Source organism: Noviherbaspirillum massiliense JC206, assembly GCF_000312045.1.
Lineage (GTDB): Bacteria > Pseudomonadota > Gammaproteobacteria > Burkholderiales > Burkholderiaceae_D > Noviherbaspirillum > Noviherbaspirillum massiliense.
The window spans coordinates 553940-568756 of the sequence record NZ_HE978634.1 but is presented as its reverse complement, the minus strand read 5'-3'; the positions used below and the strand labels follow the sequence as shown (position 1 = coordinate 568756).

Annotated in this window: 16 protein-coding genes and 1 pseudogene; 4 read left to right on the top strand and 13 right to left on the bottom strand. The window is 59.1% G+C overall.

The annotated features are described in order from the left end of the window. Window positions 1-172 precede the first annotated feature (172 nt). Window positions 173-1200, top strand: a pseudogene (gene tsaD, locus HGHM_RS20450) (tRNA (adenosine(37)-N6)-threonylcarbamoyltransferase complex transferase subunit TsaD). 19 nt (window positions 1201-1219) lie between these two features. On the opposite strand, the gene plsY reads toward tsaD, so the two are convergent. Both plsY and ybaK read right to left on the bottom strand, forming a co-directional pair. Then, window positions 1220-1825, bottom strand: a complete 606-nt coding sequence (gene plsY, locus HGHM_RS02860) for a glycerol-3-phosphate 1-O-acyltransferase PlsY (protein ID WP_026075645.1) — start codon at window positions 1823-1825, stop codon at window positions 1220-1222. A gap of 81 nt (window positions 1826-1906) precedes the next feature. Beyond that, a complete protein-coding gene (ybaK, locus tag HGHM_RS02855; protein ID WP_019139994.1) occupies window positions 1907-2398 on the bottom strand; it encodes a Cys-tRNA(Pro) deacylase in 492 nt (163 codons plus the stop codon). A gap of 478 nt (window positions 2399-2876) precedes the next feature. Between ybaK and phaP the strand changes: the two genes are divergently transcribed. Beyond that, window positions 2877-3446 carry a TIGR01841 family phasin gene (phaP, locus tag HGHM_RS02845; RefSeq protein WP_019139992.1) on the top strand — a complete coding sequence of 190 codons (570 nt, stop codon included), beginning with the start codon at window positions 2877-2879 and terminating at the stop codon, window positions 3444-3446. A 195-nt stretch (window positions 3447-3641) separates the two neighbouring features. On the opposite strand, the gene HGHM_RS02835 is transcribed toward phaP, so the two are convergent. The 6 genes from HGHM_RS02835 to HGHM_RS02810 form a co-directional block, all read right to left on the bottom strand. Continuing rightward, window positions 3642-4385 carry an endonuclease/exonuclease/phosphatase family protein gene (locus HGHM_RS02835; protein WP_019139990.1) on the bottom strand — a complete coding sequence of 248 codons (744 nt, stop codon included), beginning with the start codon at window positions 4383-4385 and terminating at the stop codon, window positions 3642-3644. After that, window positions 4385-6553: a VTT domain-containing protein gene (locus HGHM_RS20445; RefSeq protein ID WP_019139989.1), complete on the bottom strand. Its 2169-nt coding sequence runs from the start codon at window positions 6551-6553 to the stop codon at window positions 4385-4387. The genes HGHM_RS02835 and HGHM_RS20445 overlap by 1 nt, the downstream gene beginning before the upstream one ends. A gap of 128 nt (window positions 6554-6681) precedes the next feature. Next, on the bottom strand, window positions 6682-7473 hold the full coding sequence (locus HGHM_RS02825) for an alpha/beta hydrolase (RefSeq protein WP_148415316.1): 792 nt from the start codon (window positions 7471-7473) through the stop codon (window positions 6682-6684). A 148-nt stretch (window positions 7474-7621) separates the two neighbouring features. Beyond that, on the bottom strand, window positions 7622-8245 hold the full coding sequence (locus tag HGHM_RS02820) for a DUF1294 domain-containing protein (RefSeq protein ID WP_019139987.1): 624 nt from the start codon (window positions 8243-8245) through the stop codon (window positions 7622-7624). Window positions 8246-8289: 44 nt separating this feature from the next. Beyond that, the gene (locus HGHM_RS02815; RefSeq protein ID WP_019139986.1) at window positions 8290-8625 is read right to left on the bottom strand and encodes a hypothetical protein; all 336 of its coding nucleotides are present in this window, start codon (window positions 8623-8625) and stop codon (window positions 8290-8292) included. A 102-nt stretch (window positions 8626-8727) separates the two neighbouring features. Continuing rightward, the gene (locus HGHM_RS02810; RefSeq protein ID WP_019139985.1) at window positions 8728-9573 is read right to left on the bottom strand and encodes a MipA/OmpV family protein; all 846 of its coding nucleotides are present in this window, start codon (window positions 9571-9573) and stop codon (window positions 8728-8730) included. Window positions 9574-9769: 196 nt separating this feature from the next. Between HGHM_RS02810 and HGHM_RS02805 the strand changes: the two genes are divergently transcribed. After that, complete coding sequence (locus HGHM_RS02805) at window positions 9770-10333, top strand: hypothetical protein (RefSeq protein ID WP_019139984.1); 564 nt, start codon at window positions 9770-9772, stop codon at window positions 10331-10333. A 9-nt stretch (window positions 10334-10342) separates the two neighbouring features. Beyond that, complete coding sequence (locus HGHM_RS02800; protein ID WP_019139983.1) at window positions 10343-10978, top strand: hypothetical protein; 636 nt, start codon at window positions 10343-10345, stop codon at window positions 10976-10978. 62 nt (window positions 10979-11040) lie between these two features. On the opposite strand, the gene HGHM_RS02795 is transcribed toward HGHM_RS02800, so the two are convergent. The 5 genes from HGHM_RS02795 to HGHM_RS02775 all read right to left on the bottom strand — a co-directional run bounded on the left by HGHM_RS02795 (window position 11041) and on the right by HGHM_RS02775 (window position 14066). After that, complete coding sequence (locus HGHM_RS02795; protein ID WP_019139982.1) at window positions 11041-11514, bottom strand: hypothetical protein; 474 nt, start codon at window positions 11512-11514, stop codon at window positions 11041-11043. A 123-nt stretch (window positions 11515-11637) separates the two neighbouring features. Next, window positions 11638-12144 carry a RidA family protein gene (locus tag HGHM_RS02790; RefSeq protein WP_019139981.1) on the bottom strand — a complete coding sequence of 169 codons (507 nt, stop codon included), beginning with the start codon at window positions 12142-12144 and terminating at the stop codon, window positions 11638-11640. A gap of 11 nt (window positions 12145-12155) precedes the next feature. After that, entirely contained in the window at window positions 12156-13007 is an 852-nt protein-coding gene (locus HGHM_RS02785; protein ID WP_019139980.1) for a class I SAM-dependent methyltransferase, read from the bottom strand. A gap of 148 nt (window positions 13008-13155) precedes the next feature. Then, entirely contained in the window at window positions 13156-13608 is a 453-nt protein-coding gene (locus HGHM_RS20440; RefSeq protein WP_019139979.1) for a DUF6714 family protein, read from the bottom strand. An 11-nt stretch (window positions 13609-13619) separates the two neighbouring features. Continuing rightward, complete coding sequence (locus HGHM_RS02775) at window positions 13620-14066, bottom strand: pyrimidine dimer DNA glycosylase/endonuclease V (protein WP_019139978.1); 447 nt, start codon at window positions 14064-14066, stop codon at window positions 13620-13622. Window positions 14067-14817: the final 751 nt, after the last annotated feature.

Below are 14817 nucleotides of genomic sequence, written 5' to 3'. Positions count from 1 at the left end.
CTGGTTTCTCCTCCCTCTTCCGCGCGGCCTCGCATTCAAATGGCACGATGAATTTGCAGCATTGACAAACCTGCAGGCGTGCTGCGCCGCCAGCCATGCTTCCACCGACGTCGCATCAATATGCTTTCCTTTACAATGGCGCTTCGTGATATAAGCCCTCCCCTGATTGCCCATGATTGTCCTTGGTGTCGAATCCTCCTGTGATGAAACCGGCCTCGCCCTGTATGACACGCAGCGCGGCTTGCTCGCGCATGCGCTCCATTCGCAGGTCGCAATGCATGAAGAGTATGGTGGAGTCGTGCCGGAACTGGCTTCGCGCGATCACGTACGGCGCGCGATACCACTGCTGGAACAGGTATTGAAAGACGCCGCCCTCCCGCGGTCCGCCATCGACGCCATCGCCTATACACAAGGACCGGGTTTGGCCGGCGCGCTGCTGGTGGGCGCTTCGATCGCCTGCGGGCTCGGCCTGGCGCTGGACAAGCCGGTGCTGGGCGTACATCACCTCGAAGGCCACCTGCTTTCACCGCTACTGGCAAGCGACCCGCCGCAATTCCCCTTCGTGGCACTGCTGATCTCGGGCGGCCATACGCAATTGATGCGGGTCGATGGCGTGGGCCAATACACCTTGCTCGGCGAGACCCTGGACGATGCGGCAGGCGAGGCATTCGACAAGTCGGCCAAGCTGCTCGGTCTCGGCTATCCGGGTGGCCCGGCGATTTCCCGGCTGGCGGAATTCGGCGATGCCAATGTCTACAAATTGCCGCGGCCGATGCTGCACTCCAAGGATCTGAATTTCAGCTTCTCGGGATTGAAAACCGCAGTGCTGACCGTGGTGAAAAGCCAGGTCACGAATATCTGCGAGCAGGACAAGGCCAATCTCGCGCGCGCCTTCGTCGAGGCCATTGTCGATGTGCTGCTGGCGAAATGCCTGGCTGCGCTGAAGCAGACCGGCTTGAAAAGGCTGGTGATTGCGGGCGGCGTCGGCGCGAACCGCCAGCTGCGCGAGGCCCTGAATGCCGCCGCAGTGAAAAAAATTTCCGGGTCTTCTATCCGGAACTGCAGTTCTGCACGGACAACGGCGCGATGATTGCGTTCGCCGGCGCGATGCGCCTGCAGCTCAATCCACAGGCGGCGGTGCGCGATTATGCGTTCAACGTGCGGCCGCGCTGGCCACTGGAAGAATTGAAAGCTGCCTGAAGACGGCCGTTCTTCGTTCTTACTTCTTCTTGCTGCCGATGCGGCTTTCCTTGCCGGCCATCAGGTTGGCAATATTGGCGCGGTGGCGATACACCAGCAGGCCACTCATGAGCAGGACGGCAAGCAATTTCACGTCCGTACCAAACAGCAGTCCGTAGTAGAACGGCGCGAAGATGCTGGCCACCAGCGCCGCCAGCGACGAATAGCGGAATGCGTAGGCCACGACCAGCCAGGTCACGAGCGTCGCCAGTCCCAGCCAGCCGTTCAAGCCAAGCAGCACGCCCAGGGCAGTCGCTACACCCTTGCCGCCGACAAAACGGAAGAACACCGGCCATAAATGCCCGACAAATACGGCGATGGCAACCAGTGCAATGCCGGTGTCGTCAATACCGTATTGCGGCCCGTATTTCTGCGCAAGCCACACCGCAAGCCAGCCCTTGAAGCCATCTCCCAGCAGCGTCAGCGCCGCGGCTTTCTTGTTGCCGCTTCGCAGAACATTGGTCGCGCCCGGATTCTTGGATCCATAGGTGCGCGGGTCAGCCAGCCCGAACAGGCCGCTCACTACGACGGCAAACGAAATCGAGCCGATCAGATAGGCTGCGACGGTAAATAAAACCATGTTCATCATTCTCTCCCAGGATTGGATGGTGGCGGACTGCGCACTTCTTGCCGCTTGCGGGTCCCATGCGACGCTGTTCCCTTTCGGTCACTCCTGCAAGGCGCAGTGGACAGGCTTGGCGTTCAACAGCGCCGTGAGCACCCTTGGGTCAATGCCAACCAGATAGCCGCGCCTGCCGCCATTGATATAGATTTTGTCGAGCGCAAGAATACTCTCCTCGACATAGACCGGCATGTTTTTCTTGGTGCCGAACGGGGAAGTGCCGCCCACCAGATAGCCGGAATGCCGGTTTGCGACTTCCGGCTTGCACGGCTCGACCGACTTGCAGCCGATCTGGCGTGCCAGGTTCTTGGTCGATACCTTGCGGTCACCATGCATCAGCACCACAAGTGGCTTGGCAGCTTCATCCTGCATGACCAGGGTCTTGATGACATGATGCTCGTCGACCCCGAGCTCACGCGCCGACACCGCGGTACCGCCATGCTCTTCATATTCGTAAGGATGCTCGGAGAAGGCAATGCCTTGCCTGCGCAGCAATTGCGTCGCCGGGGTTTCAGAAATGTGTTCCTTCTTGGCCATGCGGCAAAGAGTAGTCAGAAAAATGGAGCACATTATGCAGCAAGAAATCCGGTTTTCAGCTCTCCCAGCCCTTGAAACTGCTGCATCTGACTCTTCATCACCACACTGCAGGAGGCATCGGGAGCCGAAGTGTCACGGTGTCATGTGCAGACGGCTTCTCTTGTCTTTCAGCATGCAACAGGAAATGCCGTTGAAAAAGCTTGATCTGGCTCAGCAAATCCACAGCGCTTGCATGGCACTCTGCCAATCCAATTCCGATGCGATGCTTCGAATTCGCGGTCAGGAGAGCTTCTTTTATTTACAAGAAGAAAGCTTTTCTCCGTTCCGATGGGTGCGCACTTAAAAAATTCTCAAATATTTTGTGCGGCGCACCAAAAAACCCTTGACTTCATCAATTCAGCCCTTAAAATAGGATTTGTTGCAGCGCACAATAAGAGGCGCACTTCCCTTTCATTGCGATCTACTTCAGGAGAATTTCATGTTTGCCCTACCCGAACAGCTGTCGTCCGCGACCAAAACCAATCTCGAAGCTCAGCTTTCCTTTTTCACTACCTTAACCAGCAAGGCATTTGAAAGCGTGGAAAAGGTGGTCGACCTGAACATCACCGCCGCCAAGGCATCGCTGGAAGATTCCGCTGCCGTGACTCGTCAGCTCCTGGCAGCAAAAGATGCGCAGGAATTCTTCACGCTGACTGCAGCGCAGGCACAGCCGAATACCGCGAAAGTGATCGCCTATGGCCGTCACCTGTTCAGCATCGCCAGCAATGTGCAGGCAGAACTGGCCCGTGCCACTGAAGAGCAGGTTGCCGAAACCAGCCGCAAGGTCAATGCGCTGGTAGACGATGTGTCGAAGAATGCGCCGGCCGGCTCCGAAAACGTTATCGCCATCGTCAAGTCTGCGCTTGGCAATGCCAACGCCGGCTACGAGCAATTCAGCAAGACCACCAAGCAGGCTGCGGAAGTCATGGAAGCAAACTTGACCTCGGCCGTGAACCAGTTCGCGCAAGCCGCTGAAAAAACTGCAAGCGCCGGTCGCGCTCGCAAGTAATTTTCGCGTCAGTGCTTGATGATACGGGCCGCTTGCGGCCCGTTTTCATTTCCTGCCCCGGAAAAAAAGATCATTGAACCCGCTCTTCAACTGCCCTTCCTCCCGCGTACCGGCCCGGGCGATTGCAATATCGCCCAGGATTGCGCCAGCCTTCATAACCGGCAATTGCATGGCGTTGTCGTTTTGTGCCCGCCCTCACCCGTCGATATGCGCGATCAGGGGCAAGTGATCGGACGCGCGCCGCGCCAGGGATGTCGAATGCACTTCTACATGCACCAGGCGATGACGCGGCCGGATCCAGATGCGGTCCAGCGCGAACATCGGCAGGCGTGAGGGAAAGGTGACCGGCGCCGGCACCGACTCGAAATGCGAAGTCAGCCAGCGCAAGGGCCGGCCCCAGACGAACCACTCGTTGATGTCGCCCAGGAGGATCACCGGCATTTCCTCGGTGTCGAATACCTGCAGCAGACGCCGTATCTGATCGCGCCGCTCCGCCGGACGCAGACCGAGGTGAGTCGCGATGATGCGCAAGGGATGGCCATGACAACTCAGGTCGGCATCGAGCGCACCACGCGGCTCGCGGCTGCCGAATGACAGATCGATGGTACGTGCCGACGTGATCGGATAGCGGCTCAGCACTGCGTTACCGTAAATCTTGTGAGGCAGCTTCAAAGCCGGACCCGCCGCCCCGATCATGCCGGTGGCTTCTTCCAGCATTGCTAGCACATTAGGCGTTTTACTGCCGCCCAGTGGCACTTCCTGCATCGCAACCACATCGGCGCGCATTTCGCGCAGCACCTCGGCAACCCGTTCCGGCGAAAAACGACGATCAACACCTACCGCTCCATGGATATTGTAGGTGGCGACCGTGAGCGGCCAGGGGTTGAGGTCCAGCGCCGTCTTCAGGGGCGAGGGCGCCACATCGATCAGCGAATCCATTACGCCGCAGGCTCTCCTTTCCTCCTGAGAAAACGCTGAAGTGCCATCGCCAGCCCGATGATCAGAACCACCACCAAAGCCAGAACGGCGACGGTTCCCGGACTCGGATTGCGTACCGCTTCCACCAGGTGATGCACGAAGGTGACCGTCATGCCTATGCCGGGCAGCATGCCGATCAAGGTGCCGATCATGTAATCCCGAAAGCGGATATGGGAAGCGCCGGCGACTACATTGACTACACTGAAGGGCGCGATCGGCAACATGCGAATGATCACCATGGCGACAATGCCTTGCCTGGCAATGCGCTTACTGAGGCGATTGACGCGCGGCCCCACCATTCGCTGGACAGTTTCGCGCCCCAGCCACCGGCCAAGTCCATAAGTAACGGCGGCACTCAGGAGTGTGCCGGCAATTGCATAGGCCGCACCCACGACCGGGCCGAAAACGATGCCGGTGACCGCGATCAGCAGCATGACCGGCACCACCAGCAAGCCCGCCACTACATAGCTGCCGATGATGGCAAGCGGCGTGAAAGGCAAGCCTTCCAGGTGGTGTGCGAAGTTGACCAGGGTTGCGAGATTGATCCATTCCCGCAGCGGGCTCCAGCGCCAGGCGATTGCCAGCGCAGCGAGCGCGATCGCCACAATGCCAAGGCCGATCAGACGACGCGGCACTGGCTTTTGGGCCTCGTGCGGCACATACTGCGCCACCAGTTCTTCCGGATCGATCGGTTTTTCCGGATCGAATACCGCCTGTTCGGGAATCAGCGCATCCAGCTCCGGCGTCACCACGGGATCGAGCAGGTGCATCGAGCGGCCCGGTTTGTGCAACGCTGCGATCGTCTCAAGCAGGCTTCCGCACTGGCGAAGTTCCGCATCGACGACTTCCGGTGTGGTGTCGAGATGCTCGGCCAGCAGGCGATTACGCAAACGGGCAATCGCGCTGCGGATGCGCGCCTTTTCTTCTTCACTGCCGCTCGCCTCGATCACCAGATTGCATTCAGTGTCCAGTGCCAAAGAGCGGTTGGAGAGGTTGGCGGAACCGACGCAGAACAGGTCCTCGTCGATTGCAAACACCTTGCTGTGCACATTCAGGCAGCGCTCTTCCAGGCCCGGAATATGCGGACAGTACATCCGGTAGCGGTCATGCATGTCCGCCGCTTTCAGGCGCCGGTGCAGTCGCCCCCGCAACACGCCCATCGTCACCTGCTCCAGCCAGCCGCTTTGCGTCTGCGGGGAAATCACCGCGACTTCCGGACCGTCCAGTTCGGCCAGGCGGCCAACGAGCGCATTCCCGATCAATACGGAGGTGAAATACTGGTTCTCGAAGAACATGTAGCGCTTCGCAGCAGCAATCGCATCAAGGTGCAATTGACGCACCTCATGCACTCCCGCCTCGCCCTCGAAAGCGGGCTCTGTACGGGAGATGGCGATATCGATGTCGGTCAAGTCCGGAGCGACGTCTGACGGCCAGGGGTCGTATCCTTCGCTGCAACAACTTGCCGGCTTGCGCCCGGTAGCGCGCTCCCAGCGCAGACGAACCAGTTCGCCCAATGCACGCGCGGCATCGCCGTCCACCATGGCCTGGACATCGTGGAACGGAGCATGCGGCTTGCCGTCGATATCGCGACGCAAGGGCATATGGCAGGCATGATCCGGCGTGTCCCATCTGCAACGCGTGAGATCCAATCCGCCTACAAAAGCAAGCGCATCATCTACCACCACCACTTTCTGATGATGGGAACCGCCGATCGGATGGCGGGCGTCCATATGGAAAAAAAGATTGCGGCTGGTTTGCCAGCCCAGCTTGTAGGCAGCAAGCCATTCCCGCTCCAAGGCGTACAGCACCGCGAAATCCCAATTAAGGACGTAGATGCTCAAGTCAGGACGCTCTGTCGCCACGGCATGCAGGAATTCCCCGAGCGGTTCGGGATAGCCGTCGTTTGCGCCTTCCGGCACCAGCAGCATGCGGCTGTCGATATCCCAGCTCAGGATGAACACGCTGTGCCGCGCGGCACGAATTGCAGCACGTACCGCACGGAAATAGGCATCTGCGTCAATCAGCAGGCTGAAGCGCTGGGCATGCTCGATGCGCCAACAGTTATGGCCCGGCTGCAGCAGGCCGGTTGCGAGCGAAGTAGTTTTGAAAGGATGGTCTTGTGCGGACATGCTCGCCGTACCGAAAAGAAAGAATGCTTGTTTCGGTGTTCGACGTCCGGCAAGGCTGTTAGTTTCGCTTCAATAAAAGACGGACAAGCAGATCGTCCTCCAAGGCAAGCAGGAGGAAATTCCCGGCATCATTCAACCTTGGGAGCATCCGGCGCGCTCCCGTTGCCCAACTTCCTCCAGAGAATCCAGTCGCTGATGACTTCCACCGTTTCCCGCTCCCGCCCCAGGAAACCATGCGGGCCGAACGGACCGCAGGTATCACCCCGCTGCCAATCGCCGCCTTCAATGAATACCACGGGAAATCGATCACTCATCCTGCGGGCGCCGTCGGGCGGTGTCACCCTGCAGGCATCGTGGCCATGATGCACGAACAGCAGCGGAACCGGTATCTGGTCGAAATCGAAACTGGCGAGCCCGGGGCCGGTGCGACTGCTGACGAAGACCGTCGACGTCAGCACGACGCCACTGATTTCCTTGCCGAAGTAAACGGCGAGATGTGCCGCTGAAATGGTGCCGCGGCTGGTTCCAACCAGATACACCTGTTTCAACCCAAACCTGTCCTTGAAATCCGACAAGACCTGCCGCACTTCTTCCGCATGCAGATTGGACATGCGCACGCCGTCCGACAGCGGCGCACTGTCGGCGCTCGGATCGAAACTTGCCACGGCCAGCCCACGCTCGGCAAACACGGCGCGCGCGCGCAGCAGAAAATTATGCCCAGGCTGGGGGATGCCCTTGTTTGCCAGATCGATGACGCCTTCGCTTCCTACGAACAGGATCACGCCCACTTGGGGCGCCTGCCCTTCCGCGCCAGTCGCCAGGTAAAGCAGCGGTGCCTTGCCCGGTCTGTCGATGCGGATGATGCGATCATTTGCCGCATGGGCTGACATCATGCCGCTGGTCAGCATGAGTATTGCCACCGTTCTGCATGCCTTAGCGATGAATATTCGCAGTAATCCGCAAGCTTCTGAAATCAATCTCTGATCCTTATTATTGAACAGTGCGCCAGGCATTGCACGCGCCATGCGGGGCCATGCATGCATGAACGCGCAAACCTTCGAAAACATCTTACCCTTTAATCGTCCACCCGAGCGCCACACCCAAGGCATGCCGGCAACTCGGTGATATGTACAGCCCCAGCATGCCCAGATTGGCGATAACGGTCACCCAGAATACCGACTGGAATGACTGCTTGCGGGACTTGTGGCGAAGCGTCTGCTGCGCGAGCAGTGCGCCGGCCCAGCCGCCGACGAGCGCACACAGATGCAGACTGGATTCCCTGGTCCGCCAGCGGCCGCTCCGCGCCGCCGATTTGTCGACCAGGTAGGCTGCAAAGGCCAGCAGGCTTGCGCCCCAATACAGGACCGGGACTTGCATCGGCAGCTTGCCTGCCCATGCCGCAATTGAAATCGCAAGAAGGAACAGGAAAGCGGAGGCAGCCGCAATGCCGCCCGCCCCGGCGCCTCCTCTGCGCGCAGGATGGGCGCCTGCAAACGCGGCGCTCGCTGCACTCGGCCCGCGCTTGCCGTCACGCGCAAGTGCATAAACCACTCTTTCATTTCCAGCCGGGCGGCGCGTTGCCTTTGAAAAGGCCTTGATGTGAAGGAATACCCGGGCACCGCCATCGTCCGGGGTGATGAAACCGAAGCCGCGCGCATCATTCCAGCTGGTGATTCGGCCCCGATGGCGCATGGCCCCTGGTTCAGGATGGCGCGAAGCTCGGCTCGGCTGCATCTTCAGGTGCGCCGCTGCTCGTAAATGATGTTCTTCCCGATAAACGCGAAGATGCATGCAGCCACCATGGATGCGTACAACGCGACCACGAAGCAAAGGCAGAGCGAGAACCCGGCGCAGATCAGCAGCCTGTCCCGGGACTGCCAGGCGGGCAGTGACAACCATGCCGCCATCGCAAAGCTGACGGCTGCCAGAGGCCAGCCGATCAGCGGCGCGGAAAGATTGCGCAAACCCGGGAGTGGCAACGGTGACGCCGAAAAATACGGCCACAATACGGCCATCAGGGCGCCAAGGGCGGCGACCCAGGCCAGAGGGGCGTTTCCACTGAATGGCTTCATGGCTGTTCTCCCGCGCATCAAGTTGACGGATATGTCTTGTCTGTCAGCTGGTGTGACCTGTCCGTGTTCAAAGCGAATCCGGAAAATTGCCCTTCGCTCCAATCAATCCTCGGCCGTCACCATCCTCGAAGATTCGCTGAAGATCCAGGAAATCGCAAACCCTGCCCATACCGAGCTGCGCTTCTTCACCAGCGGACTGTCCTCGAATACCGCGCCGGCGAGACTGTCGTAGCGCACGAAGCCGCCCACCCAGTAGCGCGGGAAGCGCTTCGACAAGGCCATGGTGAATTGCGAACCGGCATAGCCGCCCGGCGCGGCATAGGCAGGCCGGGTCGCGGTGGCCTCAGCGGAGTCGACCGAATAAAAATAAGCGTTGTTCTTGCGCGAATTGACCAATATCCCGCCAAGCAGCCCGAGATTCCATCCCGAGAAACCGGCCGGGTCCCGCACGTCCAGGTTCAGATTGGGTGAAAACAGCCAGCCTATCTGTCTGGGTGAAGACTCCACGGTGATCGCCGTCCGCAATGGTGCGCGGAAATCCAGCTTCATTTTCTCGTTGGACGACTTCCACAGGTTGACGCTCATCGTCGGACCAACCTCGATCGAAGGCTTGAGGTTCTCCATGCCGGCACGCGCCGCATTGTTCCGGCTGTTCACCGGCAGGGTTGCATTCAGACCGAGAGTAATGTCCACCCTGTCGCTATCGAACAACATACTGCGTACGCCATTGCGGTCGGCCTTGAGGAGTTTGCCCCGGTAGACGAAATACGGCGCAGGCAATACATAGGTGCTCCTCTCGTCGGAGCCGCGGTAATCCGGCAGGCTGATGCCGGCGACACCAAGGCCGAGCTCCCACAGCGGCAGCGCCTCCGCGTGAGCCGCGGCCGAGCTCAGCAGACCTGCCATGCAGAGAATTGCCTGCGGAATTGCGATCGTTTTTTTCATCATGGAGGTTTCCAGTTGGTGCTGCGGGCGGCCACCCTTCCGAAGCGGACACTTGGCGAATTGGCACCGTGGCGGCAAAATAGTTGCCTATATTAAACGCTCCACCTGCCCGTGCAAACACGAATCAACAAGGACTTTCATCCTCCGGGCACCATGTTCAGGAACGTGCTGCAGGTTTTTTCAACCCGGGAGGAAAAGCATGGCGTTTCACAAATGGCGGATTGCGCTCGTGAGCTTCATCATCGTTCTCGCCGGATGCGCGGGACCGGCGGTCGATCCGAAAGATGAAACTCTGTCGCTGGTGTACGGCTACGTCGACATGACAGATGCGCCATCGAGCCTGGAATGGGTGTCGATCAAAAAGTATGGCGGGCAAGCCGGCTGGTACAACGTGCCCGCGAAGGATGGCCTGTTCTGGCATATCGGCATCGAGCCCGGTGCCTATCAGGTCGAGAAATTCGGCGGGCGGGGAGGAAGCTTCCTGACAAGGCGTGACCATGAATACCTCTTCGGCACCAAGGGCAGGAACGAAACCGCAATCCGCATTCAGACGCCGGGCGTTTTTTTCATGGGTGCCTACAAGTACGTCGATCATGCGGGCGGCTTCTGGAAACAGGGCCAGTTCGAGATGAAAGCGCTCAAGGCACCCTCGGAAAAGGAACTGCTGCAACGCCTCATCAAGGAACTCGAGGCGGATGACGAGATGCGCGAATACACGCGGCAGATCAACCTCGCCAAGAAACGGCTCGCCACCCTTCAATAGGAGACATCCATGCTATCCAGATTCATTCAGTGTGCCCGCCCTGTTCTGCTTGCTTCGGCGTTGCTTTTAGGCGGTTGCGGCACGCTGCACAAGAGTGCGACCAGCCTGAGCGAAGTGGATTCCGGCAGCGTGATGGTGGTGGGAAAAATTGAAATGCTGCCCAAGATCCAGGCGAAGGACCAGGACCTGAAGATGGGCACGGTCGATCCTTTCAATGTGAAGGAAGCCTATCGCAACCGGGCGATGCTGTTCCTGTCGGATCAACTGACGGAAGCCGAAACGACGCGAGAAGCCTTCAATCCCCAGCTGGAAGAAACCTATTTCTTCCCCATACCGAAAGACAAGCGCTACATTGTCTACGGCTCGGTCTACACGTATTACAAGCTCAGGACCGTCAACCGCTACCGTTCGGAAGTGAATACCAATGAAATCCTGTTACCGGTGCCGATCGAATTCGACATTCGTCCAGGCGACAAGGCGATCTATGTCGGCACCTGGCGTTTCCATCGGGATGAATTCAACGAAGTCACCAAGGCGGAACTGGTTGACCAGTATCCTGCAGCCCTGGCCGAGTTCAGGAAGCAGTTCGGCGCGAATGCCGAGTTAAGAAAGGCGCTTGCCAGGCCAGCACGATCCTCAAAATAGGCCGGCCCTTGATATGACGTTCTGACTCCGGCGTCCTCTACACATGGCGCCGGAATCCTCCCTCAGACCTCCCTTTTCCCGGCAAGTGCATCACGTACCGCAGCCATCAGATCATCGGCACCTGCAAACAGCGCGAAGATGAACCACGCGGCGGCACCGAACACGCCGAGGATGAACAGCCAGTTCACCATCTGCATCACATCCCGGGAAACGAAAGGACCGATAAAGTTGGCAAGAACCACGTAGCCCGTCGCCGTGATCAACAGGCTGACGAGCGCCACCAGGATCGTTGCCACCCCATTCAGGCGCTCGCTGGAATCGCGCATCTGTTGCGCAGCCTGCCAGCCAAGCGACCACAGCAGTGAGAGCGCCGCCATATGCGCAATGAATTCCGCCAGCCGTGCTGCCGTCAGCCGCGGATTGCCGAGTGTTGCACTCTTGAACAGGGCGAGATTGCCGAGGGCCACACCTAACAGCAGCGCCGCAATAATCACGATTACATATTTGCCGACCCAGCCCCATCCTTTACCATCCATAGCGCCTCCACATGTCCTTGTTGTCCTTCGCGCAAGTCGCGCGCCGACAGTCTGGCATGGCAACATGGCCTTGGCCAGAAACATGCTTGCGAAAGTGACATGCCTGCAACATCCCCGGCAAGTTTAAGACCTCTTGCTTGCGTGTGCGGGATCGACCGCGACGATCATGTCGATCTCGACCGGCGCGTTCTTCGGCAATTGATAGACGCCCACCGACGTTCTCGTAGGCCGGCCTGCGGACGACAGAACGGCATGCAGGACTTCCGAGGCGCCATCGGCCACTTCGCTTTGCTGGGTAAAATCCTCCGCGCATTGCACGTACACCGTGATGCGCAGCACTTTGCGAATGCGATCGAGATTGCCAAGGGTCTGGCGAAGAATTGCCAGCGCACGCATGGCGCAGATTTTCGCTGCATGACGTCCCTGCTCCAGCGAGACATCCTTCCCGACCCGCCCGGTGACCACGACCATGTCGCCGACTCGCGGGATCTGGCCGCTCACATAGACTTCATCGCCATGCTCGACCGCCGGCACGTAATTTCCGCCGGTACGCATTTCGCCATCAAAACTGTGGCCAAGTTCTCTGGCCACCTGCTGGAACGCCTCTTCCCTGGACTGCATCGTTGTCATCGCTATTCTCCTCAAACCATTGCAAGCATGATGCGGGACATTCCGCTTACCCTCAGGCCGTCCGTGCGGTCACGGAAATAAAGCGCGTTGAGTTCCTCCGGCCCCATATCCCGAATGGCGGGAAAGCCGATTTCCTTTAGTTCGGACGCCAGCGCAGCAGGCTCGAAGGAAGCACGCCAGGGCTCACCCAGTTCAGCGACTCTCGAAGCCATGGCTTCGAACGCGGTCCGCCGGACGGGATCGAGAAGATGCGGCGCAACCATGTAATCGAAGATCACAGCGCTGCCCTGCTGCATGGAAGCGGCAATGAAACCAAGCGTCGCCATGATGGCTCCCCGACTGAGATAGGGAGTGACGCCCAGCCAGGAAAAGAAAGCCGGCTGATTCGCATCGAGTCCCGCGTCTTGCAGCGCACCTGAAAGGGATTGTGTTTCGAAGTCAATGGGAACGAAATGCAGGCATGGAGGAGGCTCAATTCCGGCCTCGGCAAGCCGCTTCCTTTTCCAAACCTGCGTGGCGGGATAATCGACCTCGAAAACATGCAAGCCGGCATATTCGCATCGATAGGCGAAAGTATCGAGACCGGCGCCGAGGATCACGTACTGGCGCACACCGGTCTCGACAGCGCGTGCGAGCTGCTCTTCGGCGTAACGACTGCGCGCCACGACTGCCGCACGCAGCGCGCGTATTGCTGTCCGGCCCCGGCCTTGCTGGCGGTCGGCGACAGTCGCCGCAAACGCCTCCGCACCGGCGATGCGCAGCGCCACCGGATCGTCAAATACCCGGGGATGATCCATAAGCTGATGGGCGGCTCGCAACCGGGCCACATCTTCCGCGGTCTTGCTCGAATGATTTTCTTTCATGGATGTGCCGGCGAATGTAGATGGATTATTTTAAGTGACAGGTCTCTACACCTTCCATGCTTCCGACGCGGCTCAGGAATCCTCGTCAGATAGAGCGCTTGGCAGCGATGCAGCACTTCCGCACACCCACTGCCAAGCCTTACGCGAATTACCGATGGATCGCCCCTGGCCCCCAATACTCTTCTAGGGCCGTCATCGCTGGCTCCTTCCAGACGGATTCCGGAACGAAGGCAAGCCGGTCCAGGACGGCTACCACAGCCTGATCCTGCTGCAGCGAAAGTGCTCCGAAGCGTGGAGGATCGCGATCCGGTGGCCGAAGTGAAAACAGGAACGCGTCAACAGCATTCGACTCGGAATTTCCAATGTTTTCCAGCGCATACTCGAGAAGGAATGGCAGATAGTATCGCCAGGAATCGGCATCCAGATGCGGCAGCTCCCAGAAATACCTTTCGAAGTAGTCGCCGGTGGGGCAATCCGCATCCGGATCATAAGGCGGGACCGGCGCGTACTCATCCACGGCGTCGCCGCCCCGGAGCGACATGGCCGGCATCGCGGGCAAGCCGGCGAATGCTTCCTTCCAGTCAGTGGATGTCTTCTCCATGTGGCCCCGCTTCATTCGCCAGGTGCGGCTTGGGCCCGCTCCCATGGCTCCACGGGGCCCGGCCGAATGACAAAGAGCGGATGGCACAAAGGATTTTCATGGGTGGCAAGGCGTGCGTAACACTCGGGGCTGCGCACGGCGAGCTTGGAAAGCAGGTGAGCCCATTCGCAGGCCAGCTGGCCGGTCGTCACTTCGATGGGACTGACCGCATCGCATGGCTCTATCTTGCTCCGGTCAAAAGCGTAGCCGCGAGTGCTTGCTTCGGCATGGACAGCGCAGAGATAGGCATTGATCGCCTGCACTGGATCGGGGTGCGCGCGGAAGCGCTCGAGCTGCGGGTGATGCCGGTAGCCGCGCGTCTCGCCCCGTAGCACGGCGCGCGCGAGCAAGCCCTCGCGCCACAGGGCAACAAGCCCTTTCGGGTCAAGGTAGGAAGGATGCAAGGACCAGAGGCGCATGGGGATGAAGTGCCTAGTATTTAAGAAGACGGGCGCGGTCGGACACCCATATCGGCTGCCATACCGGGCCGGATTGAGTGCGACTTCCTATGACAGGGCGCGTCATGAGCAGGAATATACGCCAGTCTGTCGTCCTTGATTGATGTGACAGTGCACTCGCATTGGCAGATGGCGGTCAAAAGCTTCGCCCGAGGTCATTTCCCCCATTGATTGCAGAGAACATGTTCAGCGTGTCGAGCAGATGGAGAGTGACGGTATCGATTGTCAGATCTACCGCGTTGGCTCCTGTTAGCGACTAGCGCAAGAACGACACGAATCTCATGTTGGCACTGACCATCACAAAGTCCACTTCAGGTGCCGTATAGCCGACTGCAGGCTGCTCCCTCATGCCATCCCTTTCGATAAGTCCCTTGTACTTCGGGGGAGTCCATATACGATTTGTTAGGCCGCAGCTCAACCCCTGCATGAGCACTACGACGCGACCTTCATTTCTAGGTAGGCAATAGCTCGTGCAGAGAGCACTAGCGGCTTTGGCCCACCGCCCTCAATGAACTCAACCATGCTACCAACTGGATAAGACTCACTTGTACCATTGAGGAATTCAATACCGTGCTCATCTCCACGGTAATCATGCCAGTAGTGGGCAACTAGCCGGGCGCCGCTGTAAATACGGTACCGATACTCCCCGAATGAATCACGAGCCGAAGTATCTTGCTCAATTCTGAAGCTCATGGCACGTCACCCTCATGGG